The organism is Aeromicrobium senzhongii (assembly GCF_014334735.1).
Taxonomy (GTDB): Bacteria; Actinomycetota; Actinomycetes; order Propionibacteriales; family Nocardioidaceae; genus Aeromicrobium; species Aeromicrobium senzhongii.
In genome coordinates this window covers 2,404,683-2,429,617 of record NZ_CP060587.1, presented here as the reverse complement: position 1 = coordinate 2,429,617, position 24,935 = coordinate 2,404,683, and the positions used below count along the sequence as shown (strand labels likewise).

Annotated in this window: 31 protein-coding genes; 21 read left to right on the top strand and 10 right to left on the bottom strand. The window is 71.0% G+C overall.

The features are described from left to right. Positions 1-50 precede the first annotated feature (50 nt). On the top strand, positions 51-1,040 hold the full coding sequence (locus H9L21_RS12025) for a DUF3048 domain-containing protein (protein ID WP_154596696.1): 990 nt from the start codon (positions 51-53) through the stop codon (positions 1,038-1,040). Between the two features lie 15 nt (positions 1,041-1,055). Here the strand turns inward: H9L21_RS12025 and H9L21_RS12020 are convergent, their stop codons facing one another. Continuing rightward, positions 1,056-1,820: a MerR family transcriptional regulator gene (locus tag H9L21_RS12020; RefSeq protein WP_154596697.1), complete on the bottom strand. Its 765-nt coding sequence runs from the start codon at positions 1,818-1,820 to the stop codon at positions 1,056-1,058. Between the two features lie 48 nt (positions 1,821-1,868). On the opposite strand from H9L21_RS12020, the gene H9L21_RS12015 reads away from it, so the two are divergent. From H9L21_RS12015 to H9L21_RS11995, 5 genes are all read left to right on the top strand, one after another. Next, the gene (locus H9L21_RS12015; RefSeq protein ID WP_154596698.1) at positions 1,869-2,420 is read left to right on the top strand and encodes a YqgE/AlgH family protein; all 552 of its coding nucleotides are present in this window, start codon (positions 1,869-1,871) and stop codon (positions 2,418-2,420) included. Between the two features lie 54 nt (positions 2,421-2,474). Then, entirely contained in the window at positions 2,475-2,750 is a 276-nt protein-coding gene (locus tag H9L21_RS12010; protein ID WP_187411506.1) for a DUF3039 domain-containing protein, read from the top strand. After that, positions 2,747-4,438, top strand: coding sequence for a DEAD/DEAH box helicase (locus tag H9L21_RS12005; protein ID WP_187411505.1), 1,692 nt, complete (start codon positions 2,747-2,749; stop codon positions 4,436-4,438). The genes H9L21_RS12010 and H9L21_RS12005 overlap by 4 nt, the downstream gene beginning before the upstream one ends. 61 nt (positions 4,439-4,499) lie before the next feature. After that, positions 4,500-5,465 (top strand): alpha/beta hydrolase, encoded by a 966-nt coding sequence (locus tag H9L21_RS12000; RefSeq protein WP_187411504.1) that lies wholly within the window; start codon positions 4,500-4,502, stop codon positions 5,463-5,465. Continuing rightward, positions 5,462-6,289, top strand: coding sequence for an oxygenase MpaB family protein (locus tag H9L21_RS11995; protein ID WP_154596699.1), 828 nt, complete (start codon positions 5,462-5,464; stop codon positions 6,287-6,289). The genes H9L21_RS12000 and H9L21_RS11995 overlap by 4 nt, the downstream gene beginning before the upstream one ends. Before the next feature lie 96 nt (positions 6,290-6,385). On the opposite strand, the gene H9L21_RS11990 is transcribed toward H9L21_RS11995, so the two are convergent. Further along, the gene (locus H9L21_RS11990; protein ID WP_154596700.1) at positions 6,386-7,417 is read right to left on the bottom strand and encodes an aminotransferase class V-fold PLP-dependent enzyme; all 1,032 of its coding nucleotides are present in this window, start codon (positions 7,415-7,417) and stop codon (positions 6,386-6,388) included. A gap of 55 nt (positions 7,418-7,472) precedes the next feature. Here H9L21_RS11990 and H9L21_RS11985 point away from each other — a divergent pair, with 55 nt between their 5' ends. Continuing rightward, on the top strand, positions 7,473-8,501 hold the full coding sequence (locus H9L21_RS11985) for an LLM class flavin-dependent oxidoreductase (protein ID WP_154596701.1): 1,029 nt from the start codon (positions 7,473-7,475) through the stop codon (positions 8,499-8,501). A gap of 7 nt (positions 8,502-8,508) precedes the next feature. Here H9L21_RS11985 and H9L21_RS11980 read toward each other — a convergent pair whose 3' ends face one another. After that, entirely contained in the window at positions 8,509-9,075 is a 567-nt protein-coding gene (locus H9L21_RS11980; protein ID WP_154596702.1) for an isochorismatase family protein, read from the bottom strand. A gap of 1 nt (position 9,076) precedes the next feature. Beyond that, complete coding sequence (locus H9L21_RS11975) at positions 9,077-10,369, bottom strand: nicotinate phosphoribosyltransferase (protein WP_154596703.1); 1,293 nt, start codon at positions 10,367-10,369, stop codon at positions 9,077-9,079. A 53-nt stretch (positions 10,370-10,422) separates the two neighbouring features. Between H9L21_RS11975 and clpS the strand changes: the two genes are divergently transcribed. From clpS to H9L21_RS11940, 7 genes are all read left to right on the top strand, one after another. After that, a complete protein-coding gene (gene clpS, locus H9L21_RS11970; protein ID WP_154596704.1) occupies positions 10,423-10,728 on the top strand; it encodes an ATP-dependent Clp protease adapter ClpS in 306 nt (101 codons plus the stop codon). Then, complete coding sequence (locus tag H9L21_RS11965; protein WP_187411503.1) at positions 10,725-11,288, top strand: DUF2017 domain-containing protein; 564 nt, start codon at positions 10,725-10,727, stop codon at positions 11,286-11,288. The genes clpS and H9L21_RS11965 overlap by 4 nt, the downstream gene beginning before the upstream one ends. A gap of 72 nt (positions 11,289-11,360) precedes the next feature. Next, on the top strand, positions 11,361-11,639 hold the full coding sequence (locus H9L21_RS11960) for a hypothetical protein (protein WP_154596705.1): 279 nt from the start codon (positions 11,361-11,363) through the stop codon (positions 11,637-11,639). Positions 11,640-11,650: 11 nt separating this feature from the next. Further along, positions 11,651-12,130, top strand: coding sequence for a M67 family metallopeptidase (locus tag H9L21_RS11955; RefSeq protein ID WP_187411502.1), 480 nt, complete (start codon positions 11,651-11,653; stop codon positions 12,128-12,130). Further along, positions 12,130-12,408 (top strand): MoaD/ThiS family protein, encoded by a 279-nt coding sequence (locus tag H9L21_RS11950; protein ID WP_154596706.1) that lies wholly within the window; start codon positions 12,130-12,132, stop codon positions 12,406-12,408. The genes H9L21_RS11955 and H9L21_RS11950 overlap by 1 nt, the downstream gene beginning before the upstream one ends. Positions 12,409-12,410: 2 nt before the next feature. Next, positions 12,411-13,358, top strand: a complete 948-nt coding sequence (locus H9L21_RS11945; RefSeq protein WP_154596707.1) for a PLP-dependent cysteine synthase family protein — start codon at positions 12,411-12,413, stop codon at positions 13,356-13,358. Positions 13,359-13,397: 39 nt separating this feature from the next. Next, complete coding sequence (locus tag H9L21_RS11940) at positions 13,398-14,375, top strand: ribose-phosphate diphosphokinase (protein ID WP_187411501.1); 978 nt, start codon at positions 13,398-13,400, stop codon at positions 14,373-14,375. 9 nt (positions 14,376-14,384) lie between these two features. On the opposite strand, the gene H9L21_RS11935 is transcribed toward H9L21_RS11940, so the two are convergent. Further along, on the bottom strand, positions 14,385-14,822 hold the full coding sequence (locus tag H9L21_RS11935; protein ID WP_187411500.1) for a MarR family winged helix-turn-helix transcriptional regulator: 438 nt from the start codon (positions 14,820-14,822) through the stop codon (positions 14,385-14,387). Positions 14,823-14,874: 52 nt separating this feature from the next. Here H9L21_RS11935 and H9L21_RS11930 point away from each other — a divergent pair, with 52 nt between their 5' ends. Next, positions 14,875-15,291, top strand: coding sequence for an organic hydroperoxide resistance protein (locus tag H9L21_RS11930; protein WP_154596708.1), 417 nt, complete (start codon positions 14,875-14,877; stop codon positions 15,289-15,291). A gap of 126 nt (positions 15,292-15,417) precedes the next feature. Here the strand turns inward: H9L21_RS11930 and H9L21_RS11925 are convergent, their stop codons facing one another. After that, entirely contained in the window at positions 15,418-16,638 is a 1,221-nt protein-coding gene (locus H9L21_RS11925; RefSeq protein ID WP_255467045.1) for an MFS transporter, read from the bottom strand. Beyond that, the gene (locus tag H9L21_RS11920; protein ID WP_222865779.1) at positions 16,635-17,966 is read right to left on the bottom strand and encodes a GH1 family beta-glucosidase; all 1,332 of its coding nucleotides are present in this window, start codon (positions 17,964-17,966) and stop codon (positions 16,635-16,637) included. Before H9L21_RS11920 ends, H9L21_RS11925 begins: the two co-directional genes overlap by 4 nt. 153 nt (positions 17,967-18,119) lie before the next feature. Here H9L21_RS11920 and murI point away from each other — a divergent pair, with 153 nt between their 5' ends. From murI to H9L21_RS11890, 6 genes are all read left to right on the top strand, one after another. Beyond that, a complete protein-coding gene (gene murI, locus H9L21_RS11915) occupies positions 18,120-18,926 on the top strand; it encodes a glutamate racemase (RefSeq protein ID WP_187411499.1) in 807 nt (268 codons plus the stop codon). Then, entirely contained in the window at positions 18,923-19,684 is a 762-nt protein-coding gene (locus H9L21_RS11910) for an MBL fold metallo-hydrolase (RefSeq protein WP_187411498.1), read from the top strand. The genes murI and H9L21_RS11910 overlap by 4 nt, the downstream gene beginning before the upstream one ends. A gap of 52 nt (positions 19,685-19,736) precedes the next feature. Then, positions 19,737-19,874 (top strand): hypothetical protein, encoded by a 138-nt coding sequence (locus H9L21_RS11905; protein WP_154596710.1) that lies wholly within the window; start codon positions 19,737-19,739, stop codon positions 19,872-19,874. A 77-nt stretch (positions 19,875-19,951) separates the two neighbouring features. Continuing rightward, positions 19,952-20,671, top strand: a complete 720-nt coding sequence (rph, locus tag H9L21_RS11900; RefSeq protein WP_187411497.1) for a ribonuclease PH — start codon at positions 19,952-19,954, stop codon at positions 20,669-20,671. Further along, positions 20,668-21,282, top strand: a complete 615-nt coding sequence (gene rdgB / locus H9L21_RS11895; protein WP_187411496.1) for an RdgB/HAM1 family non-canonical purine NTP pyrophosphatase — start codon at positions 20,668-20,670, stop codon at positions 21,280-21,282. The genes rph and rdgB overlap by 4 nt, the downstream gene beginning before the upstream one ends. A gap of 47 nt (positions 21,283-21,329) precedes the next feature. Beyond that, positions 21,330-21,992, top strand: a complete 663-nt coding sequence (locus H9L21_RS11890) for a VOC family protein (protein WP_154596711.1) — start codon at positions 21,330-21,332, stop codon at positions 21,990-21,992. Positions 21,993-21,996: 4 nt separating this feature from the next. On the opposite strand, the gene H9L21_RS11885 is transcribed toward H9L21_RS11890, so the two are convergent. Genes H9L21_RS11885 through H9L21_RS11875 form a run of 3 tightly spaced genes read right to left on the bottom strand, consistent with a single transcriptional unit; the run spans position 21,997 to position 24,931 of the window. Next, a complete protein-coding gene (locus tag H9L21_RS11885) occupies positions 21,997-23,226 on the bottom strand; it encodes an ABC transporter permease (RefSeq protein WP_154596712.1) in 1,230 nt (409 codons plus the stop codon). After that, positions 23,223-23,930 (bottom strand): ABC transporter ATP-binding protein, encoded by a 708-nt coding sequence (locus H9L21_RS11880; RefSeq protein WP_154596713.1) that lies wholly within the window; start codon positions 23,928-23,930, stop codon positions 23,223-23,225. Before H9L21_RS11880 ends, H9L21_RS11885 begins: the two co-directional genes overlap by 4 nt. Next, a complete protein-coding gene (locus H9L21_RS11875; RefSeq protein WP_154596714.1) occupies positions 23,930-24,931 on the bottom strand; it encodes an efflux RND transporter periplasmic adaptor subunit in 1,002 nt (333 codons plus the stop codon). Before H9L21_RS11875 ends, H9L21_RS11880 begins: the two co-directional genes overlap by 1 nt. Between the last annotated feature and the right edge of the window lie 4 nt (positions 24,932-24,935).

Here is a 24,935-nt window from a genome sequence, read left to right as displayed (position 1 = left end):
ACACCTCCCCGCGCGCCGGATCGTGACCCCGCCTCAGGCATGCTGGGGGTATGAAGTTGCGGATGTTGTCGGTGACCTGTGCCCTCGTGCTGACTCTGGGGGCGTGTTCTGGCGGAGACGAGAAGAGCTCGCCCGACCCCAAGGAGCCGAACAAGGGTGACGCGGGCCAGATCGTCGCGGTCAACCCGCTGACCGGCGCCACCATGAAGAAGACGCCGGACAACCCGGTGTTCGTGGTCAAGGTCGACAACACCCCGGCCTCGGCTCCGCAGGAGAACATCGACCGCGCCGACATGGTCGTCGAGGAGACGGTCGAGGGCGGCGTCACCCGCCTGGCCGCGCTCTACTACTCGTCGCTGCCCACCGTGGTCGGGCACGTGCGCTCCATGCGCGCCACCGACATCGGCATCGCCAAGCCGGTCCGCGGCCAGATCGTCGCCTCGGGCGGCGCCGGCCGCACGATCTCGCGGATCAAGAAGTCCGGCATCACCATCCACTCGCAGGACGCCGGCTCGCCGGGCCTGTCGCGCGACTCCGGCTACGCGCCGTACAACGTCGTGGTCGACCTGCCGAAGCTCAACAAGTCCGCGAAGGACCTGCAGCCCGAGCGCCCGTACTTCCAGTGGGCTGACTCCGGCGCTCCGGCCGTGGACGGACCGCAGGTCTCGTCGGCCAGCGTCGCGTTCTCGCGCACGCACACCACCAACTGGAAGTTCGACGGCAAGGTCTGGAAGCGCACGAACGGCACGAGCGACAAGGAGTTCGGCGCCAAGAACCTCGTGGTCCTGTGGGCCGACGAGAAGGACGCGGGCTACACCGATCCCGCCGGCAACCCCGTGCCCGAGACGGTCTTCGACGGCAGCGGCAAGGCGGTCGTCCTCATCGGCGGCACGCGGGTCAACGCGAAGTGGAAGAAGGCCAACAGCGCCTCGACCATCGTCCTGACCACCCGCGACGGCAAGCCGCTGCAGCTGCCGCGCGGCAAGACGTGGATCGAGCTGCTGAGCAAGAGTCAGGCGGGCCCCGTCACCACGAAGTGACGGCCGGGCGCCGCGTCAGGAGGTGGGCTGGTCGCCCTCGGCGGCCAGCTCCTCCAGCTTGTGGCCGATCTCGGTCTCGATGGCCTGGCGCAGCACGCTGCGGAACATCGAGACGACGACCTGGCTGGCGATGGGGATCAGCTGGTCGATCTTCTCGAACACGACCGGCCACTCGTCCTGGGGCAGGCCCGCGTCGAGGAACGGCTGGACCACGTCGCGCGTGACGTGGTGGACGAACCGGTCCGAGACCTGCTCGAGGTGCTCGCGCATGTGCGGGACGATGTCGACGACGCTGTCGGGACTGAGGCCGATCGCCACGGCGGCCGCGCCGGGCCGGACGACGCCCGGCTCGAGCATGCGGATCGTGTCCTCGTCGACCTTCTCCAGCAGGCCCAGCTCGGTCATCTTGTCGAGCAGCTCGTGGTCGGGTCCCAGCCCCGAGATCGACGCCAGCTCGGCCCGCCCGATCAACTCGGTCGGGTCCTCGTCGTCCTCGACCTCGAAGATGCTGATGAGGTCCAGGGCCACGTTTGATGCCGTGGAGGGCGACTTCAAGATCGCGTCCTCGATCGCGGCGAGCGTGAACCCGCGGCCCAGCAGCGTGCGGATCAGGACCAGTCGCTGCAGGTGCTTCTGGGAGTAGTAGCCGGTGCGCCCCTCGAGCCGCGGCGGGTCGATCAGGCCTCGGGTGGAGTAGGCGCGGACGTTGCGCACCGTCATCCCGGCCCGCTCGGCGAGTACATCGACGGTGAACTCCTCGTCGCGCTCGGCGTCGGCCATGAGCGGCAGTCTAGATCAGGACCGTGTGACGTCAGGCATCATGGGGGTATGGCATCGGTGCGAGGCCAGTTACTCGTCGCCACCTCGGCGATCGAGGCAGGGCCCTTCTGGCGCAGCGTCGTGTACGTCCTGGACCACGACGAGGACGGCGCGCTGGGCGTGATCGTCAACCGCCCCACGGAGTCGGACGTCGACGAGGTGCTGCCCGACTGGGGCGACGTGGCCAACGCGCCGGGCCGGCTGTTCGAGGGCGGACCGGTCGGCATGGACTCGGCGCTGGCCGTGGGAGTCGTCACCGACGTGTCGATGCGTCCCATCGGCTGGCGCCAGACCGCCGGTCGGGTCGGACTGGTCGACCTCGACGCACCGCCGCCCGGTGGCGGCGAGCTGCTCGGCCTGCGGGTCTTCGCCGGCTACGCTGGCTGGTCGCCCGAGCAGCTCGAGACCGAGATCGAGGCGGGTGCGTGGCTCGTGCTGCCCGCCCAGGACGCAGACCTCATCTCGCCGACTCCCGAGTTGCTGTGGACCGAGGTGCTCCGGCGCCAGCGTGGCGAGGTGCGGTTCTGGGCGAACCTTCCCGACGATCCCGGCCTGAACTGAGATCGTCTGCGAGGACCGGCCGAACTCGTCGGGTCCGTCGCCTAGGATGGGGACGTGGGATTCTTCGGCCGCGGTGCCCAGACCGTTTCAGACGAGCGCACGGAACAACGCCTCGACAACGGCGATCACGAGCGCTTCAGCCACTACGTCCCCAAGGACAAGCTGACCGAGGCGATGGTCATGGGGACGCCCGTCGTCGCCCTGTGCGGCAAGGTGTGGGTCCCCAGTCGCGACCCGCAGCGCTTCCCGGTCTGCCCCGAGTGCAAGGACATCTGGGAGAACTTCAAGCCCGGCGACGACGAGGGCTCCGGGAGTGACTCCGACCAGTGAGTGCCGGCCTGCCACTGCGGGCCTGGCAGCGTGAGGCGTTCGAGCAGTACGTCCGCACGCAGCCCGCTGACTTCCTCACGGTCGCCACGCCCGGCGCGGGCAAGACCACCTTCGCTCTGACGATCGCCGCCGACCTGCTGCACCGCCGCATCGTCGAGAGGGTCGTGGTCGTCACCCCGACCGAGCACCTGAAGACGCAGTGGGCCCAGGCAGCCGCCCGCTCAGGGATCGCGCTCGAGCCCACTCTCAACGGCGCGCTCGGCGCCCGCTTCGACGGCTACTGCGTCACCTACGCGGGCCTGGCCACCAACCCGGTCGGTCACCGCGTGCGCATCGAGCGCAGCCGCACCTTCGTGATCCTCGACGAGGTCCACCACGCCGGTGACGCCCTCAGCTGGGGCGAGGCCGTGCTGGAGGCGTGCGAGCCGGCCATCCGCCGCCTCTCGCTGACCGGCACGCCGTTCCGCTCCGACGACAACCCGATCCCGTTCGTGACGTACGCGCCGGTGGGGGACGGGTCGATCTCCAGCGTCGCCGATTATGCCTACGGCTACGGCGAGGCCCTCAAGGAGGGCGTCGTCCGGCCGGTGCTGTTCATGGCCTACTCCGGCGAGATGCAGTGGCGCACCAGCGCCGGCGACGAGGTCTCGGCGCGCCTGGGCGAGCCGCTCACGCGCGACCAGACCGCCCAGGCCCTGCGCACCGCGCTCGACCCCGCGGGCTCGTGGGTGCCGGCCGTGCTCGAGGCCGCGCACAAGCGCCTGATCGAGGTGCGCCGTGACATCCACGACGCCGGCGGTCTCGTCATCGCCAGCGACCAGACGTCGGCACGCGCCTACGCCGCGGTGCTCAAGGAGCTGACCGGGCAGGCGCCGACCCTCGTGCTCTCGGACGAGACCGGCTCCAGTGCCCGCATCGCCGAGTTCGCCGCCGGCAACGATCCGTGGATGGTCGCGGTGCGCATGGTCAGCGAGGGCGTCGACGTCCCGCGCCTGGCCGTCGGCGTCTACGCCACCACGATCGCCACCCCGTTGTTCTTCGCCCAGGCCGTGGGCCGCTTCGTGCGTGCCCGGCGTCGTGGCGAGACCGCCTCGGTGTTCCTGCCCAGCGTTCCCGGGCTGCTGAAGCTGGCCGCCGACCTCGAGGCCGAGCGCGACCACGTGATCGGCCGGCCCGTCCACGACGAGTCCGACCTGTTCGCCGCCGAGGAGGCGTTGATCGCCCGGGCCAACGCGTCCGAGGGCGCCAGCGACGAGCTGGGCAACCAGTACGCCGCGATCGGCAGCGAGGCCTCGTTCGACCGGGTGGTCTACGACGGCGACGAGTTCTCGCCGATCGACTACGAGATGGTCGCCGGCGACAGCGACGAGCTCGACTTCCTCGGCATCCCTGGTCTGCTCGAGCGCGACCAGGTGGCCGAGTTGCTGCGCGGCGCCCGCAACCGCAAGCGTGCCGAGGCTCCCGCGCGGGCCGAGGCCGACGTCGAGTACGAGCGCCGGGCCGAGCTGCGCCGCCAGTTGAACTCCCTCGTCGCGGCGTGGCACCACCGCACGGGCACGCCCCACGGCGTCACGCACAACCGCCTGCGCCAGGAGTGCGGCGGACCGCCGGCGGCCCAGGCCACCACGGCCCAGCTGCAGCACCGCATCGACCTGCTGCGCGACTGGGCGCTGCGCGCGTCGGGCTGAGTCGCGCCCGGACCACCGAGAGGGTGTGTCCCCGATCACAGGCGACCTCTAGGCTGTGCGCGTGAGTGCCCCACTGCCACTGCGCACGAAGTTCTTCGCCACGGTCCTGCAACGCCTCGCCACGCCCGTCGAGGAGGCCACCGATCACGCGCAACTGCGCGCCGAGCGTGTTCGCCTGGGTCAGACGCTGCCCGGGAGGATGGTGTTCGGGAGGCCCGACCGACGGGCCCGCGCCGAGGAGATCGAGATCCCGCTGCGGGGACGCACCCTGCGCGCCGTGGTCCACCGCCCGACCGGCGTGGGTGGGAAGCGGCCGGTGGTGGTGAACTTCCACGGTGGCGGCTGGGTGCAGGGCACGCCCGAGCAGTCCGCCTGGCTGGCGTCCCGGGTGGCGGCGGGCAGCGGGGCGACGGTCATCTCACCGTCCTACCGGCTCTCGCCCGAGCATCCGTTCCCGGCGGCCGTCGACGACACGTGGGAGGCCCTCGGCTGGATCGCCGACCGGGCCGACGCGCTGGGACTCGACATCGACCGCATGGCCGTCATGGGCGACAGCGCCGGCGGCAACCTGGCGGCCGTCGCGGCCCAGCGCTCGGTGGCAGAGGGCGGTCCGCGGCTGTGCGCCCAGGTCCTCATCTATCCGGCCGTGGAGATGTACGAGAAGTTCGCCTCGGAGCTGAGGATGCCCAACGAGGCGGTCCTGACGTCGAAGAACATGAGCGCGTTCGCCCACCTCTACCTCGGCGACGCGTACGGCACGAAGGACCCGCTCGCCTCGCCCTTGCGGGCCGCCTCGTTCGACGGGCTGCCGCCGGCGTTCATCCTCACGGCCGATCACGATCCACTGCTCGACAACGGGGTCCACTACCGCGAGGCGCTGCAGCGGGCCGGGGTGCCGGTGCGGTATCGGGAGTACCCGGGGACGGTGCACGGGTTCCTGAGCCTGCCGGGTGTCGTGCCCGCAGCCGAGGATGCGGTCGCGGACATCGTCGACTTCGTCGCCGCCCGCGTCGTGGTGCCGGCATGAGCCGCCGCATCCGGTCGGCGGACCTGGACCCCGAGGCCGACTACGAGCAGATCGTGCGGCTCTTCGGCCAGTACGACTTCCCGTGGGACCTCGAGCAGGCCCTGAGCTTCGCCCTCTTCCGCACGTATGCCGTCCCCTCGATCGGGCGGCTGCTGTACGACACCGGCCAGTTCACGACCGACACCCAGCGCCGCCACGACGACACGGCACTGCTGCTGGGCGAGATGGTCGAGCAGGGGCTCGAGAGCGATCCGGGCCGTGCCGCAGTCCGGCGGATGAACCAGATGCACGGCCGCTACGACATCAGCAACGACGATCTGCGGTACGTGCTGGCGACGTTCGTCGTGATGCCGAACCGGTGGATCAACCGGTACGGGTGGCGCCGCACGACGCCGGTCGAGGACGCCGCGGGCGTCGCGTACTACCTGCGCCTCGGTCGGCTGATGGGCATCCGCGACCTGCCGCAGGACCTGGCCGGGTTCGAGCGGTTGCTCGACGACTACGAGGCCGAGCACTTCGTGTTCGACCCGAAGTCGCGGGCCGTGGCCGATGCGACGCTGGCGCTGCTGACCACCTTCTACCCCCGGCCGCTGCGGCCGGCGGTGCGCCGCTTCAGTGTGGCGATCATGGACCCGCACCTGCGTTCGGCCTTCGGCTACGACCATCCGCCGGCCTGGCTGGAGCGCGCCTCCCATGGGGCGTTGCGCCTGCGAGGGCGGGTCGTCCGCCTCATGCCGGAGCGCCGCACACCCCGCAGCGTGCGCGACTCACGGCGCATCCGCAGCTACCCCGGGGGCTTCCTCATTGAGAACTTGGGCACCTAGGGGCTCGATTTTTCACAAGAACTGTGCAAACGTACAACTCAGGGTTCCACATGGGAGTGATGCCCGGTCCTGCAGCCTTCCCCGCAGGACCGGGCATCACGCATTCAAGGCCCGGACGACCCGGTCCAGGTCGTCCTCGGTGTTGTAGAGAGCGAAGGCGATGCGCGCCGCCCCCTGGCGCACCGAGGCGCGCACGCCCGCCTCCTGCAACCGGGCGGCCGCGTGCTCGGTCGGGATCGAGACGATCGCCGAGTCGCCCGGCGGCAGCCCGAGGGCGGTACGTGCCCGATCCGCCAGGCCGCGACAGTGCGCGGTGACCTCGGCGATGTCGAGCGTCGAGATCCAGGCCAGGCTCGCGGCGGCACCGACGACGGGGAACCAGGCGGGGGAGATGTCGAAGCGGCGCGCGTCGTCGGTCAGCCGCAGCGGCAGGCCGTAGGTGGTGTCCCACGGCGCGCCGCCGGCGTAGCGGTTCGCGTGGTGCGGGACGAGGCGGTCGACGAGGTGGTCGGAGTAGGCGCCCCACGCGATGCCGGTCGGCCCCAGCAGCCACTTGTAGCTCGAGCTGACGACCACGTCGGCCCAGCCCAGGTCGAGCTGCAGCCACCCCAGCTGCTGGGTCGCGTCCAGGAGCACGATCGTGTCGGAACCCTCGGTCGCCGAGCGCAGGGCCGTGAGGTCGACCCGCGCCCCGTCGGCGGACTGCACCGTCGAGACCGCGACGACGTCGTACTCGCTCGCGGCCTCGGGGAGACGGTGCAGCGGCGCCTCGGTCACGGTGACGTCGCGGCCGTGGTGCGCCGCGAACGGGAAGCTGACCGAGGTGAACTCACCCTCGGGGACCAGCACGCGCGCGCCGTCGGGAAGGGCCGAGGCCACCGGCCCGAGCAGGGCCGCGACCGACGCGCCCATCGTGACCGACGAGACCGGCACACCGGCGAGATCGGCGAACGCCGCTCGACCCGTGGCGATGTCGGCGTCGAAGTCGGACCCCACTGCCGTGCCGGCCGCCCAACGGCGGTGGACCCGCTCGAGGGCGTCGACCGTCGCGGTGGGCGGCAGGCCGTAGGACGCCGTGTTCAGGTACCCCTCGGGTCCGATGAATGTCGCTCCGAACGCCTCGCGCATCCCCCGACGCTAGCGCGAGGGGAATCCCCGCGCCCCCGGCGTCGTTGAGACCGGTATGAAGTTCTCGGTCCTGGATCTCGTCCCTGTTCGCACCGACCAGACGACGGGAGACGCCGTCGCCGCGGCCACCGAGCTGGCCCGCACGGCCGACCGGCTGGGCTTCGAGCGGTACTGGGTCGCCGAGCACCACAACATGCCGGCCGTCGCGGCCGCATCGCCGCCGGTGCTCATCGCGCTGCTGGCCGCCGCGACCGAGCGCATCAAGGTCGGCTCGGGCGGCGTGATGCTGCCCAACCACGCCCCGTTGGCCGTCGCCGAGCAGTTCGCCCTCCTGGAGGCCGCGTTCCCCGGCCGGATCGATCTCGGCATCGGACGCGCCCCCGGCTCGGACCCCGTCACCTCGTGGGCCCTGCGCGGTGCGGCTGGCCGCGACGACTCCGACATCGCCAAGTTCCCGCAGTACCTCGACGACGTCGCCGCGCTGATGGACGGCCGCGGCGTGCGGGTGCCGATCCCCAACCAGCAGTACATCCTCAAGGCGACGCCCGCCGCCGTGAGCGCGCCGCAGCTGTGGCTGCTCGGCTCCTCGATGTACTCGGCCCACCTGGCCGCCGCCAAGGGCCTCCCGTACGTCTTCGCTCACCACTTCAGCGGACGCGGCACGGCCGAGGCCCTCGCGGTCTACCGCTCCGAGTTCCAGCCCAGCGACATCTGCGAGCGCCCCACCACGTTCCTGACGGCCAACATCGTCGTCGCCGAGACCGCCGACGAGGCGACCGCCCTGGCGCTGCCGAACCTGCAGAACATGGCCCGACTCCAGACCGGCAAGCCGCTGGCGCCGATCGACCTGGTCGAGGACGCCGAGGCCCTCGAGCTCGATCCGGGCATGGACTCGCTCGTGGACTCCGGACTGGCGCGCATGGTGGTCGGGGACCCCGACACGGCGCGCAAGGAGCTCGAGGCGCTGGCGGCGGAGTTCGACGTCGACGAGGTCATGCTGCACCCGGTCGCGTCCGCGCGTCGCGGCGCCGACCCGCGCACGACGCCGGGCCGCGTGCGGACGCTGGAGCTGCTCGTCGCCTGAGCCGGGGTCAGGAGGCCGTGACGGTGCTGATGCCCGCCGCGGCCCACTCCTGCTGCACCCGGTTGATGCTGTCCGGCGCCACGGCGGCGGTCAGGTCGCCCAGCACGGTGACCTTGAAGCCCTCGCCCGCGGCGTCCAGGGCGGTGGCTCGCACGCAGTAGTCCGTGGCGATGCCGCACACCGCGATCTCCGTGACGTCTCGGTCGCGCAGGAAGTCGGCCAGGGCGTGCCCGTCGGCGTTCCGGCCCTCGAAGCCCGAGTAGGCGGCCTCGTACTCGCCCTTGTCGAAGATCGCGGCGAACAGGTCGTCGCTCAGGGCCGGGTGCAGGTCGGCGCCGGGCGTGCCGACCACGCAGTGCGGCGGCCAGGAGTCGACGAAGTCCGGCTCGTCGCTGAAGTGGGAGCCCGGGTCGATGTGGTGGTCGCGGGTCGCGATCACCAGGTCGTAGTCCTGCCGGGCGATGAGCTCGGCGACGGCGTCGGCGACCGCCGAGCCGCCGGTGACGGCCAGGGAGCCGCCCTCACAGAAGTCGTTCTGGACGTCGACGACGAGCAACGTGCGTGGACCGCTCATCTCAGCCCTCCTCGAAGATGGTCGGGATCGCGGGGTCGCCCTTGGAGAGGCGCCTCGCGGCGGCGGGCAGTTCGCCCAGGGATGCCTGCAGACGTGCGCGGGCATCATGCAGGGTCGCGTCGTGGACGCGCTTGCCCTGTTCGACGAGTGGGACCATCAGCTCGCGGTCGTCGCCGTCGTCTCGCGGCGTGATGTCGATGCCGATGACCTCGGCCTCGGCGACGCCCTTCGAGTTCAGCCGGCGCAACGCCGTCTTGCGGCCGCCGACCGACGCCTTGTCCTTGCTCTTCTTGGCGACGCCGAGCATCGTGCCGTCGCCGGCCTCCCGCGCGACCAGCTTGTAGACGAAGCCGCTGGTGGGGGAGCCCGAGCCGGTGACCAGCGACGTGCCGACGCCGTAGCCGTCGACCGGGGCCGCGGCCAGAGCGGCGATGGCGTACTCGTCCAGATCGCTCGTCACCGTGATCTTGGTGTCGGCGTTCCCGGCGGCGTCCAGTTGGGCGCGGGTGGTGCGCGCCACGTCGCCCAGGTCGCCGGAGTCCAGCCGCACCCCGCCGAGGGCAGCGCCACCGACCTCGATGGCGGTGGCGACGCCCTGCGCGGTGTCGTACGTGTCGACCAGCAACGTCGTGTCGGACCCGAGCGAGGCGACCTGCGAGGTGAACGCGTCGCGCTCGGTGTCGTGGACGAGCGTGAAGGCGTGGGCGGCGGTGCCCGCGGTCGGAATGGCGTACCGGCGGCCCGCCTCGAGGTTCGAGGTGGCGGCGAAGCCACAGATGTACGCGGCGCGCGCGGACGCCACCGCGGCCTCCTCGTGGGTGCGCCGGGTGCCCATCTCGATGCAGGGGCGGTCGCCGGCGGCCAGCGTCATGCGCGCCGCGGCCGACGCGATCGCCGAGTCGTGGTTGAGGATCGACAGGATCAGCGTCTCGAGGATGACGCCCTCGCCGAACGTCGAGTCGACCCGCAGGATCGGTGATCCCGGGAACCACAGCTCGCCCTCGGGGTAGCCCCAGATGTCGCCCGTGAAGCGGTAGTCGGCGAGCCAGTCGCACGTCGTGTCGTCGACGATGCGCGCCGACCGCAGGAAGTCGATCTCGGCCGGGTCGAAGCGGAAGTCGGCCAGCGCGTCCAGCACGCGACCGGTGCCGGCCACGACGCCGAACCGGCGTCCGCCGTTGAGCCGCCGCCCGAACACCTCGAACACGCTGCGCCGGCCGGCGGTGCCGTCGGCCAGCGTGGCCTGGAGCATCGTCAGCTCGTAGTGGTCGGTGAGCAGCGCGGTCGACACCATGGACTCAGCGTAGGTCCACGGTGACCTTCGTGCGCCGGGCCCGGGCAGGCACAATGGGTGGCGTGACCACCCCCGCCCCCGTCGAGACCGAACAGCCGGAGTCTGACCTCGTCATCCAGCTGGAGGACCCGTGGGTGACGATCGTCTGGAACGACCCGGTCAACCTGATGTCGTACGTGGCGTTCGTCTTCCGGACCTACTTCGGCTACACCGAGGAGAAGGCACACCAACTGATGCTCGCCGTGCACGAGGAAGGCCGCGCCGTCGTTTCCAGCGGGCGCCGCGAGGAGCAGGAGCGCCACGTCCAGGCGATGCACGAGTACGGCCTGTGGGCGACTCTTGAGCGGAGCGACGTGTGAAGCCCTTCCGCCGCCGTCGTCGCGGCACCGTCACCGCCGTCTTCGAGCTCAACGAGGCGCAGCTGCTGGTCAACCTCGCCAGCCAGGTCGTCGAGCTGCTGCAGGACCGCAACGGTCCCAGCGAGTCCGAGCCCGACCCGCTGGCGCAGATGATCGGGATGACGGGCCCCGCCCTGCCGCCCGAGGACCCGGTGCTGGCGCGCCTCCTGCCCGACGCCTATCGCGACGACCCGCAGGAGTCCGCCGAGTTCCGGCGCTTCACCGAGCAGTCGCTCTCGTCGGGCAAGGTCGCCAACGCCCACGTCGTCATCGAGAGCCTCGAGGCCGGTGGTCTCGATGTGGGAGCCAAGCACGTCGAGGTCGAGCTCGATCAGCCGCAAGTCATGGCCTGGCTGCGTGCGCTGACCGACATCCGGATCGCACTGGCCGTGCGGCTGGGGATCGAGACCGAGGAGGACGCCGAACGCCTCGCCGAGTCCGACGACGAGTCCACCGTGGCGATGGGTGACGTCTTCGACTGGCTCGGCTTCGTCCAGGAGACCCTGGTCAACGTCGCCTGAGCGGTCGCAGGCTCTTGTCGCCCACCCCGGGGATGCGCCATAGTGGCGCACCGATACCGGGGGGAAACGGTCATGACGATCCGTCGCTTGCTCTATCTGGTGGTCGCCGTCGTCGCTGTGCTGGCCGTCGTCTGGCTGGTGCTGTTCCTCACCCGGGGTGAGACGTCCTCGGCCACGGGAACGGACGCCTACCCCGATCGCGCCGAGGGCGTCGCCTTCGTCGAGGAGGCCGTGGTCCACGACGACCTCGGCCGGAGGGCCGCCACGTCGCAGTTCAACCAGACGAACATCAGGGTCCTCCGCGGGTCCGCCCCTCGGATGCCCGGCGGGGTGACGCACGCGCCTCGATAGACTCGGGCACTGTGTTGACCATCCTGCGCGAGCACGTCGAGGCGATCGTCGCCCACGCACGCCGCGACCACCCCGACGAGGCCTGCGGCGTCATCGCCGGGCCGATCGGGTCCGACCGGCCCGAGCGGCTGATCCCGATGCTCAACGCCGCGATGTCGCCGACGTTCTACGAGTTCGACTCCGGCGACCTGCTGCGGCTCTACCGCGAGATGGACGACAACGACGAGGAGCCCGTCGTCATCTACCACTCGCACACGGCCACCGAGGCCTACCCGTCGCGCACCGACGTCAACCTCGCCGGCGAGCCCGGCGCCCACTACGTGCTCGTGTCCACCCGCGACGGCGCCCACGAGGCGGGTCCGGTCGACTTCCGCTCCTACCGGATCGTCGACGGCGAGATCACCGAGGAAGAAGTTCGCGTCGTGGACCGTTACACCGAAGACAGCACGACTGCCGCCGAGGCAGCCCCCCGAACCGAAGGTGACAACTGATGGCCGTCGAGGTCCGCATCCCCACGATCCTGCGCCCCTACACCGGGGGTGAGCGCGCGGTCGACGCCGACGGCGCCACCCTGTCCGCCCTGATCGACGATCTCGAGGCGAACCACGAGGGCATCAAGGAGCGCCTCCTCGAGGACGGCCAGCTGCGCCGCTTCGTCAACGTCTACGTCAACGACGAGGACGTCCGCTTCACCGGTGGTCTCGAGACCGCGCTCTCCGACGGCGACACCGTCGTCATCCTGCCCGCGGTCGCGGGCGGCGCGGCCTGAGCATGCGCTACGACTCGCTCGTCGACTCGGTCGGTCACACGCCGCTGGTCGGCCTGCCGAACCTGTCGCCGAGCGACGACGTGCGGGTGTGGGCCAAGCTCGAGGACCGCAATCCCACGGGCTCGATCAAGGACCGTGCCGCGCTGTCGATGATCCTGGCCGCCGAGGCCGACGGATCGCTGACGCCCGGCTGCACGATCCTCGAGCCCACCAGCGGCAACACCGGCATCTCGCTGGCGATGGTCGCGCGCCAGCGTGGCTACCGGCTGATCTGCGTCATGCCCGAGAACACGTCGATCGAGCGACGCCAGCTGCTGACGATGTTCGGGGCCGAGATCATCAGCTCGCCGGCCGCCGGCGGCTCGAACGAGGCCGTGCGGGTCGCGAAGAGCCTCGCCGCGGAGCACCCCGACTGGGTGATGCTCTACCAGTACGGCAACCCCGCCAACGCCGAGGCGCACTACCGCGGCACGGCGCCCGAGCTGTTCGCGGACCTGCCCGAGATCACGCACTTCGTCGGCGGACTGGGCACCACCGGCACCCTGATGGGGGTCGGACGGTTCTTCCGCGAGCACCGGCCGGACGTCCGCATCGTCGCCGCCGAGCCGCGCTACGGCGAGCTGGTCTACGGGCTGCGCAACATCGACGAGGGCTTCGTGCCCGAGCTCTACGACGCCTCGTTGATCGACTCGCGCTTCTCGGTCGGGCCGCGCGACGCCGTGCGCCGGGTGCGCGAGCTGATCGACCGCGAGGGCATCTTCGCCGGCATCTCGACGGGCGCGATCCTGCACGCCGCGCTGGCCCAGGCCGCCAAGGCGGTCAAGGCCGGCGAGCGCGCCGACATCGCCTTCGTGGTGGCCGACGCGGGGTGGAAGTACCTGTCGACGGGGGCCTACGAGGGCACGATCGACGAGGCGGAGGATCGCCTCGAGGGTCAGCTCTGGGCCTGACCTGTTCATCGCCCGCCGCGAACCGTTAGCCTTCGATCCGTGAGCGACATCGTGGTCTTCTCGGGAAGTGCCCACCGTTCCCTGGCCGAGGAGATCTGCAGCCACCTCGGCATCGCACTGAGCCGTTCGGAGACGACGCGGTTCAGCAACGACTGCCTCCAGGTGCAGCTGCTGGCCAACTGCCGCCAGCGCGACGTGTACATCGTGCAGCCGCTGGTGCCGCCGACCCAGGACCACCTGATGGAGCTGCTGCTCATGGTCGACGCGGCGCGCGGCGCCTCGGCGGCCTCGGTCACGGTCGTGATCCCGCACTACGCCTACGCGCGCTCGGACAAGAAGGACGCCTCCCGCATCTCGATCGGCGGCAAGCTGGTCGCGGACCTGCTGGCCACCGCCGGGGTGGGCCGGGTCGTCACGATGACGCTGCACGCGCCGCAGGTGCACGGGTTCTTCTCCGTGCCGGTCGACCACCTCACGGCACTGGGCGAGCTCGCCGACCACTACCGGGCGCAGGACCTCTCGAACGCCATCGTGGTCTCGCCGGACTTCGGCAACGCCAAGACCGCCTCGCAGTTCGCGCGCCTGCTCGGCCTGCCCGTGGCGGCCGGCAGCAAGCAGCGCAAGGCCGACGACAAGGTCGTGATCGACACGATCGTCGGCGACGTCGCCGGCAAGCGCGCGATCGTGCTCGACGACGAGATCGCCACGGGCGGCTCGATCATCGAGCTGATGGACAAGCTCAAGGAGTTCGGCGTCACCGAGGCCTCCGTGGCCTGCACCCACGGCCTGTTCGCCGGAAAGGCGGTCGAGCGGCTGCGCTCGCACCCCGCCATCACCGAGGTCGTCACGACCGACACGGTTCCCGCGCCGGCCGACTGGCCCGAGCTCAAGATCCGTTCCGTGGCCCCGCTGTTCGCCGAGGCCATCGCGCGCATCCACGCCGGCGAGTCGGTCTCCAGTCTCTTCGACGGGGTCGACCCGGCCCACGCCCCGCCGCAGCCCAAGCTGCCGCTCTGACCGTCCGGGTCAGTGCTCCAGCTCGGCCAGGAGATGGTCGAGCAGGCTCCGCAGGGCGTCGCCGTCGGCCTGCTCCAGTCCCATGCCCTGCACCAGCCGCAGGGGGACGTCCGCGACGCGTGGCCGCAGCGCCCAGCCCTGGTCGGTGACCGACACCAGGACCCGTCGTTCGTCGGACTCGTCGCGCGACCGGGAGACGAGCCCTGCGGCCTCCATGCGCTTGAGCAGGGGAGTGAGGGTGCCCGAGTCCAGGTGCAGCCGTGCGCCGAGCTCGCCGACGCTGAGGGGCTCGCCGGCGTCCCACAGGGCCAGCAGGCACAGGTACTGCGGGTACGTCAGGCCGACCTCGGCGAGCAGCTCGGTGTAGCGCCGCGTCACGGCGCGCGATGCGGCGTAGAGCGGCAGGCAGAGCTGTCGGTCGAGTGCGAGCTGCGGGTAGTCGTCCACGCCGCCAGTCTATCTGTTGCCCGATTGAATTGCGCGCAATAGTGTTGTGGTCATGAAGCCTCTTTACACCGCCAGTGCCGTTGCCACCGGAGACGGCCGCAACGGCCACGTCGAGTCCGTCGACGGCATCTTGTCCACCGACGTCCGCACGCCGCAGGAGATGGGCGGACCCGGGGGTGCCACCAACCCCGAGCAGCTGTTCGCCGCCGGCTACGCCGCCTGCTTCCACTCGGCCCTGCGCTTGGTCGGCCAGAAGTCCGGCGCGGACGTCTCCGACTCCGAGGTCGTCGCCGACGTCTCGATCGGTGACAACGGCGAGGGCGGCTTCGGCCTGGCCGTCGCCCTCGAGGTGACCCTGCCGAAGGTCAGCCGCGAGGAGGCCCAGAAGCTCGTCGAGGCCGCGCACCAGGTCTGCCCCTACTCGAACGCGACCCGCGGCAACATCGAGGTCACGCTCTCCGTCGCCTGAGCCCTCGCCCGGCCCCGCCCGCTCTCTCCACTTTTGGAAACGGATCCACGTTGTTGAGTCGTCTTGGCGTGGATCCGTTTCCAAAAGTGGGGGAGGGGCCGTCGTGGGTCGTAGCGGAGGCGACGCTCAGCGCACGCCGCGGATCCGCACGACGGCGACCGCCCCGACCAGTCCGATGACCCCCGCCGTCACGTACAGCGTCGTGTAACCGCCCAGCCAGAGCACGATCGGCGCGGCGAGCACGGGTGCGATCACCTGCGGCAGCGCGTTCGCGATGTTGATGACGCCCAGGTCCTTGGCGAAGCCGTCCTCGTCGGGGAGCACCTCGGTGATGATCGCCAGGTCGACGGCCAGGAACGCGCCGAACCCGATGCCCAGCACGACGGCGGCCACGAGCACCCCGGGCCAGGTCTGCCAGAACGCCAGCAGCAGCGCCGCCGCGGCCATGATGACGCCCGCCCAGATCACGAACACCTTCCGGCGCTGGACGTGGTCCGACCAGCGCCCGGCGAGCACCGCCGAGATCGCGACCACGACCGAGTTGAGCGCGATCACGACGAAGACGCCGCCCTCGGGATCGTCCACCTCCACGGCGTCGGTCAGGAAGTACAGCAGGTAGAGCGTCGCGATCCCGTTGCCGAGGTTGACCACGAAGCGGGTCAGCCACGCCCAGGCGAAGTCGGGGCTCTGCGTGGGCGAGATCCAGAACGAGCGCACGAACGGCCCGAGCGCGAAGACGGGCCGCGCGGTGATCGGTTCGTCGTGGCTCCGCACGAGATAGGGCACCGCGCTCAGCAGCAGGAACACGGTGCACGCCAGGTAGCCGCCGCGTGTCCCGCCGAAGGCGATCGCCAGCCCGGCGCCCACCAGGATCCCCAGGGTCTGACCGAGGCCGACCAGTCCGCCGGCCCAGGCGCGCTGCGCGACGGGAACGCGATCAGGCAAGGTGGCGGTGATCGCGGCGAGCGAGGCGTTGACCGAGGCCTGGACGAGGCACCAGCCCACGACCACCTGCCAGAACGCGGTCGCACCCGACAGGATCGTCAGGCCCAGGGCACCCACGACCGAGCCGGCGGTGACCCACGGGACGCGACGGCCGAACCGGCTGCGCGTGCGGTCCGACAGGGCCCCGAACAGCGGATTGGCCACCATCGAGACCACGGCGCCGATGCCGGTGACGACGGCCAGCGCGGTCTCCTTGCCGTCGCCGACGATGGCCTCGGTCTGCTGGGGGAGCAGGACCGCCAGGGGGCCGAAGAACGCGACGTAGGTGCCGAGGTTGACCAGTCCCATCGAGAGGAGCCACGGGAACCGGACCGGTGCCGGGTGCTCGACGGGTGTGCTCACCGACGACCCTTCTGGGCCGCGATCATCTGGCGGTACCAGTGGAAGGAGTCCTTGGGGATCCGCTCCTGGGTGGCGTAGTCGACGTACGTCAGGCCGAAGCGCTGCGAGTAGCCCTCGGCCCACTCGAAGTTGTCCATGAACGACCAGTGGAAGTACCCGCGCACGTCCACGCCCGCGTCCATCGCCTCACGCAGCGCGGTCAGGTGGGCCGCCGTGTAGTCGATGCGGCGCTGGTCCCGCACGCGTCCCGCGGCGTCCGGCTCCTCGTTGAAGGCACCGCCGTTCTCGGTGATGAGGATCGGGGGGAGGGCGTCGCCGTACCGCTCCTGCATCTCCACGAGCATCTGCCGAAAGCCGTCGGGGATGATCGGCCACCCGAAATCGTTGTACTCCAGTCCTTCCGGGGTGACCATGTCGAACGGGACGGCCGAACCCGGCGGCGCCGCCGCGATGTACTGCGGGTTGTACGAGTTGATGCCCAGGAAGTCGATCGGCTCGCTGATGATCGCGAGATCGCCGTCCTCGGCCACCGGGTCGACGATCCCGAGCAGCGGCCAGGTCCCGGTCAGGATCGGATCGAGGAACGCGCGGTTGTAGACCAGGTCGAACAGGGCGGCGGCGTCGAGCGTCTCGGGGGAGTCGTCGACCGGCCGCACCTGGGTGTGGTTGTTGGCCGGGCCGACGAGCGTGGCGCCGGCGGCGCGCAGGGCCTGGACCGCCTTGCCGTGCGCGAGCAGCTGGTGCCACGCGACCTGCATCGCGTCGAAGCCGAGCTCCTTGCCCGGTGCGTGGACGCCGATGCCGTGACCCAGCAGCGTGAACACGACGGTCTCGTTGAGCGTGAACCACCGGGTGACGCGGTCGGCCAGCCGCTCGCCGACGACGTGCGCGTACTCGGCGAACGCGTCGGTGATGGCCCGGTTCTGCCACCCTCCCGCGGCCTCGAGCGCGAGCGGCGAGTCCCAGTGGAACAGCGTCGCGCTGGGCTCGATCCCGTGATCGAGCAGGGTGTCGACCAGGCGGTCGTAGAAGTCCAGACCGCGCGTCTCGACGTCCACGCCGTCGGGCTGGATGCGCGGCCACGCGATCGAGAAGCGGTACGCGTCTACCCCCAGGTCGGCCATGAGTGCGACGTCGTCGCCGTAGCGGCGGTAGTGCTCGCACGCGGCGTCGCCGGTGTCGCCGCCGAGCGTTCGTCCCGGGGTGTGGCTGAACTCGTCCCAGATCGACCGCCCGCGACCGTCGGCGTCGACGGCGCCCTCGATCTGGTAGGACGCCGTCGAGACGCCCCAGAGGAAGTCGTTGCCGAAGTGAGGTACGTCACTCATGAGTGACATCCTGCCCGAGAGTGGTTCCGGGCGCTCTGAGCGACGAGTGCGGGGTGTCGCTGCCCACAGTTTCCGCCTGAGCCGAGCGCACGAGACGGGCGTAACACCGGGTTGACTCCCCTTCGTGACCTCGACGTGTCTACCCTCTGACGTGTGAGCGACGCACCCATCGGCATCTTCGACTCGGGCTTCGGAGGTCTGACCGTGGCCCGCGCGGTGCTCGACCAGCTGCCGCACGAGCCGATCCTCTACCTCGGTGACACCGCGCGTCAGCCCTACGGCCCGAAGCCGATCTCCCAGGTGCGCGAGTACGCGCTCGAGTGCCTCGACCACCTCGTCGCCCAGGGCGTCAAGGCCTTGGTCATCGCGTGCAACTCGGCCAGCGCGGCCGTTCTGCGTGACGCGCGCGAGCGCTACGACGTGCCGGTCGTCGAGGTGATCCTGCCCGCGACCCGCCGCGCCGTGAACGCCACGCGCAACGGCAGGGTCGGTGTCATCAGCACGGTCGCCACCGCCACCTCCGGTGCCTACGACGACGCCTTCGCCGCCAACCCCGGCATCGAGCTGCACACCCAGACCTGCCCGCGGTTCGTCGAGTTCGTCGAGGCCGGGATCACCGGCGGCCCCGAGCTGCTCGCCGTGGCCGAGGAGTACCTCGGCCCGCTGCAGGACGCCGGCGTCGACACCCTCGTGCTGGGCTGCACGCACTATCCGCTGCTCACGGGCGTGCTGTCGTACGTCATGGGCGATACGGTGACGCTCGTGTCCAGTGCGGAAGAGACGGCGAAGGACGTCTACCGTCTGCTCGCGTCGCACGACCTCGAGCGCGATCCGGTGCTGCCGGCGCCGCTGCACCGCTTCCTGACGACCGGCCATCCGGCCGAGTTCGCCGATCTGGGTCGCCGGTTCCTCGGTCCCGAGATCGAGTCGGTCGACCAGTTCGCCTCGGTAGCGGTGTGAGGCTCACGATCGTCGGGTGCTCCGGCTCCTTCCCGGGACCGGACTCCGCGGCCAGCTGCTACCTGGTGGAGGCGCCGTTCGAGGGACGTACGTTCCGGATGCTGCTCGACCTCGGGTCGGGCGCGCTGGGGCCGTTGCAGGACTACATCGACCTGCGCGACATCGACGCGATCAGCCTGTCGCACCTGCACCCCGACCACTGCTTCGACATGAGCGGGCTCTACGTGGTGCGCAAGTACCACCCGTCCGGCCGTCCGCCGCGGCTGCCGGTCTACGCGCCGGTGGGCACCGACTGGCAGCTGTCCAACGCCTACGGCACCACCGCCCCCAACGGCATGACGCTGCCGTTCGACTTCCGCGAGGTCGTCGACGGGTTCGAGACCACCGTGGGCCCGTTCACGATGCGCGCCATGCGCACGCCGCACCCGGTCGAGGCCTACGCCATCCGGCTCGAGTGCGAGGGCCGGTCCCTGGTCTACTCCGGCGACACCGGCTTCGACCCCGCGCTGACGCGGTTCGCCGCGGGCGCGGACGTCTTCTTGTGTGAGGCCTCGTTCGTCGAGTCGGCCGACAATCCACCGGACCTGCACCTGACCGGAGCCGAGGCCGGCCGCATCGCGACGGCCGCGGACGTGGGCCGACTGCTGCTGACCCACATCCCGCCGTGGACCGATCGCGACGAGGTCGAGGCGGACCTGCGGACCGAGTACACGGGCGACTACCGCCTCGTGCGGGCCGGCGACGTAGTGCAGTTGTAAATCTCGCCCCATTGCTCTCCTGCTGGCGTTCCGGTACATCTGCGACGGTGGGGTGAACGAGGGCGGCCTGAAGGTCGACGACGTGGTCGTGGGCGGCATCGTCAGCTACGACGAGTCGACCGAGCTGGTGCAGCAGTACGCCCCGTACACGCTCACCGTGAACGGCGTCGTGCAGCCCGGCGGGCGCTGACGCGATGGCGGTTTCCCCGGTGACGTGACACGAAACCCACGTCACCGGGGAAAGCCCCGCCCGGCTACGGTGGCGGGGTGACCCGAGAAGACGGCAGGACCCCGGACGAGCTGCGCCCCATCACGATCACCCGAGGCTGGCTGGACCATGCCGCCGGGTCGTGCCTGATCGAGTTCGGCAAGACGCGGGTGCTGTGCGCCGTGGCCGCGACCGAGGGCGTGCCGCGCTGGCGCAAGGGCTCGGGTCAGGGCTGGCTGACGGCCGAGTACGCGATGCTCCCGCAGGCCACCCACGACCGCTCGCAGCGCGAGTCGGTCAAGGGCAAGGTCGGGGGCCGCACGCACGAGATCAGCCGCCTCGTCGGTCGTTCGCTGCGTGCTGCGGTCGACCTCTCGCAGCTGGGCGAGAACACCATCGCGATCGACTGCGACGTGCTGCAGGCCGACGGCGGCACGCGCACCGCGGCGATCACCGGCGCCTACGTCGCCCTCGTCGACGCGATCGCCCACCTCAAGGCCCAGGGTGCGGTCAAGGGCGACCCGCTGGTCGACTCGATCGCCGCCGTCAGCGTCGGCATCATCGACGGGGTGCCCATGCTCGACCTGCCCTACGTCGAGGACGTGCGCGCCGAGACCGACATGAACGTCGTGATGACCGGCTCCGGGAAGTTCATCGAGGTCCAGGGCACCGCCGAGGGCGCGCCGTTCGACCGCTCCGAGCTCGACGCGCTGCTCGGCTTGGCCGAGAAGGGCTGCGCCGACCTCACCCGCCTGCAGAACGAGGCGCTGGCCTCGTGACCCGCGTGGTCCTGGCATCGGGCAACGCCAAGAAGCTCGACGAGCTGCGTCGCATCCTCGAGCCGCTCGTCCCGGGCGTCGAGGTGCTGGGGCTGGCCGACGTCGAGCCCTACGACGAGCCGGCCGAGACCGAGCCGACCTTCGAGGGCAACGCCCTGATCAAGGCGCGCACTGCCGCGCAGGTCACGGGCCTCCCGGCCCTGGCCGACGACTCGGGCATCTGCGTCGACGCCCTCAACGGGATGCCCGGAGTGCTGTCGGCGCGCTGGTCCGGTGTCCCGAAGGACCAGGGCGGCGACGCGGCCAACAACCGGTTGCTGCTCGCGCAGCTGGCCGACGTTCCCGACGAGCGGCGCGGCGCCACGTTCCGGTGTGCCATGGCGTTCGTGCTCCCCGACGGCACCGAGGTCGTCGAGGTGGGCGAGATGCCCGGGCGCGTGCTGCACGCGGAGCGGGGAGAGGGTGGCTTCGGCTACGACCCGCTGTTCGCCGCCGACGGGTTCGACGTCTCGACCGCCGAGCTGTCCCGCGAGGACAAGGACGCCATCAGTCACCGCGGCCGGGCCCTGCGCGCGCTCGCGCCGACCGTGGCCGCCGCGCTCCGGGCCTGACTCCGCGAGGGGGTGACGTCGCGGGCGGACCGTCCTACCGTGGGCGCATGGCGCTCGTGACGTTCAAGGACCTGGTGATCGACGTCGAGGACCCCGCGGCCGCCGCGGGCCGGTGGGGACGCTGGCTGCACCTGGCCGGTGAGATCGACGAGGAGGGCGCCGTCCTGCGCGGAGAGCATCCCGGTCAGACGGTCTGGCTCAATCCCGCACCGCTCAAGCGGGTCAAGAACCGGGTCCACCTCGACCTCGTGGCCCGTGACCTGGAGCCGTTCGCGGACCAGATCCGGATCACCGAGCCGGGCGAGTTCAGCTGGACCTCGTTCAGCGACCCCGAGGGCCATGAGTTCTGCGTCTTCGAGGGCGGGGAGCGCCCCGACGGCCTGAAGGACGTGGTCGTCGACTCGGTCGACCACCGCGTGATCGGTGCCTGGTGGGCCGACGTCTTCGGCGCGACGCTGGGGTCGGACGACGAGTATTCGTGGGTGGACGACATCCCCGGTGCGCCGACGGAGTCGTTCGACTTCGTGGACGTCCCGGAGCCCAAGACGGTCAAGAACCGCGTGCACTGGGACGTCACCCTGGCCGGCGAAGCGACCGTCGACGACCTCGTCGCCCGTGGAGCGACCGTCCTGCTGCCGCCGGGTGACGATCGCGGCTGGACCGTGATGGCCGACCCCGAGGGCAACGAGTTCTGCGTCTTCGACGCCTGAGGCCTCAGAAGCGGATTGCGTCGACGATCCGCACGCGCACCGCGACCAGCGCGGGAAGCACCCCGGCCAGCGCGCCCACGAGCAGCGAGACGCCCATGCCGAGCGCCGCGGCCGAGAGTGGGAACGGCGGCGGGTCGGCCACGCCTTCGAGCACGTACTCCGCGGTCCACGGTCCGTTGACCAGCGCGATCGCGATCATCACGCCGACGAGCCCGGCGACGAAGGTGGCGACGATGCTCTCCATCACGACCGAGAAGAAGACCCGACCCGACGTGGCGCCGAAGCTGCGCCGGATGCCGATCTCGCGGACCCGCTGCTGGATCGTGATGACCGAGACGTTCAACAGGCTCAGGGCGCCGAGCAGCAGGATCACCGAGCTGATGGCGACGACGACCCACTTCACCGAGTCCAGGTCGTCGTTGCCGCCCCACGCGAGATAGTCGTTGCGTTCGACCTGGGTCTCGAGTCCGGGCAGCTCGGCGTTGATCGACCGCCGTATCGCCTCGGTCAGCTCCTGCGATCCCTCGGTCGGGATCCAGATCTTCCAGGAGGCGTCGGTCATCGGCTGGGTCGCGCCGAACCAGTGCTCGTAGGCGTCGGCCAGCAGGTAGGCGCGGCCGAACTCCATCCAGCGATCGGACGTCGCCGTGACCCCGACGATCGTGGCGCTCACTGTCGTGGAGGCGCCGACCAGGTCGATCGTGGCCGGCAGGCGCGCCTCGGCCAGTCCCAGGTCCTTCAGCAGCCTCGGGTCGACCACGATCGCGGGCGAGAGGTTGGCCGCGTCGGAGTCCACCAGCCAGCGTCCCCGGGGAGTGACGACCCGGTGCATCACGGCGTACGGCGGGTCGACCACGAGGAGGTCGACACGAGTCGCGCGGTCGGCCCGGCGTGCGTCGAGCTGGGTGTTGCCGGCCATCGACGCGTGGCTGATCTGGAACTGCTCCGTCACCTTGGCGACGGCGGGCCGGACGGTGGCGGCGGCGGCACCCGACCCCGTGTCGTCCTGCGGGTCGTACGCGTAGACGCTGAGCATGGCCGGGCGGCCGTCCCGCTCGTACTGCTCCACGAGGGCCTGCTGGCCGATGTCGGCGATGGCCACGGTGCCACTCAGTGCTGCCACGGCGACGCCCACGCCCACGAGTGACAGCAGCACCCGCAGCTTGTGGATGCGCAGCTCGTGCCAGGCCTCGATGACCGCGGCGGCGAACCCGGTCAGGACCCGCCCGATCATGCGGCGGCTTCCAGTGGGTGGAGGGCGCCGTGCTCGAGCCGGTAGCGGCGGCGGGCGATCGCGGCGACGCCCGGATCGTGCGTGATGGTGATCAGGGCGGCTCCCGAGTCGCGCGAGACGTCGTCGAGCAGGGTCATGACCTGGGCGCCGGTCTCGACGTCGAGAGCGCCGGTGGGCTCGTCGGCCAGCACCACCCGCGGCGAGCGCACGAGGGCGCGCGCGATGGCGACCCGCTGCTGCTCGCCACCGGACAGGTGCTGGGGCCGGCTGTCGAGTCGCTCGGCCAGGCCGACGCGCTCGAGCATCTCGGCGGCGATGCGCCGTCGCGACCAGAACTCGCGCCCGGAGGCGTACATCAGCGGTGCGATGACGTTCTCGAGCGCGGAGAGCCCGGGCAGCAGGTTGAACTGCTGGAACACGAAGCCGATCTCGCGGCCCCGGATGTGGGCGGTGGCGCGGCCGGAGAGGCGACGGACGTCGCGCCCGGCCCACTCCATGGTGCCGTGTGTCGGCCGATCGAGGAGGCCGAGCATGTTGAGCAGGGTCGTCTTGCCGGTGCCCGAACGGCCGACGATGCCGATGTGGTCGCCGCCGTGCACCACCAGGTCGACGCCGGACAGGATCGTGAGGTCCTCATCGTCGGGGAGCAGGACGGTGCGCCCCACGCCGGACAGACGGACGAGTTCGACCGGCGCGTCCGTCATCAGACGCCCGCTTCCGACTCGCCGTCGTCGCCGTCCGTGGGGGAGCCCGGGACGTACTGCAGGATCTGGGCGCCCTCCTCCAGGCCCTTGAGGATCTCGACGCTCTTGCCGTCGTTCACCCCGAGCCGGACGCGCCGCTCGGTCTGCTCACCGGAGTCGTCGACCACCCAGACGGTGCCGCGCTCGAGCAGCCCGCGCACGGCGGTGACCGGCACCACCAGGGCGTCCTCCGCCGAGCCCGCGTCGATCTGCATGCTCAGCTCGAGGCCGTCGAACACGGTGACGTCCTCAGGGACGTCGCACACCACCTCGGCGGCGGAGGAGGACTCGGGCTCCTCGCCCTCCTCGGTCGGGACGCCGGCACCCTCGACGCCCTCGTCGGCGATCTGCAGGTCGGTGCAGGTGAACGGCTCGGGTCCGCCGTCGATCGTGACCTTCGCCTCGTCGGGGGCGTCCATCAGGCGGTACCGGTCGACGACGGGCACGGTGCCGCGTGCGGTGAAGGTGGAGCGCTTGATCCGGGCCGTGGCGGTGTCGCCGGTGACCGCGTCGCCGACCTTCCCGGTGAAGCCGGCCAGCCGGCCGCTGACCGGTGCCGTGACCGCGACGAACCTCACGACGGGCGCGGCCGGCTCGTCGTCCTCGTCCTCGGTGGCGACGGCGGGTTCCACGACCGTGCGCACCTCGAACAGCGGATCGCCCTTCGACACCCGGGCGCCGTTGGGGACGTGGACGTGGGTCAGCGTCCCGTCGACGGAGGTCTTCACCGGCACGGCGGGGTCGATGACGATCGTGCCATCGATCTCGAGCGAGTTCTCGAGCGTCGCGCGCTCGACCGCGATGGTGGGCGAGAGGCTGACCGCCGTGGGCGACTCGGTGCCCTCGGCGCCGGTGGCGCCGCCACCGAAGGCCAGGACGGCGAGGCTCACGGCGATGGTGGCGCCGATGAGCAGCCAGGCGGTCGGCAGGACGAACCGCCGGAAGGTGCGGGTGAAGGTCACCGCC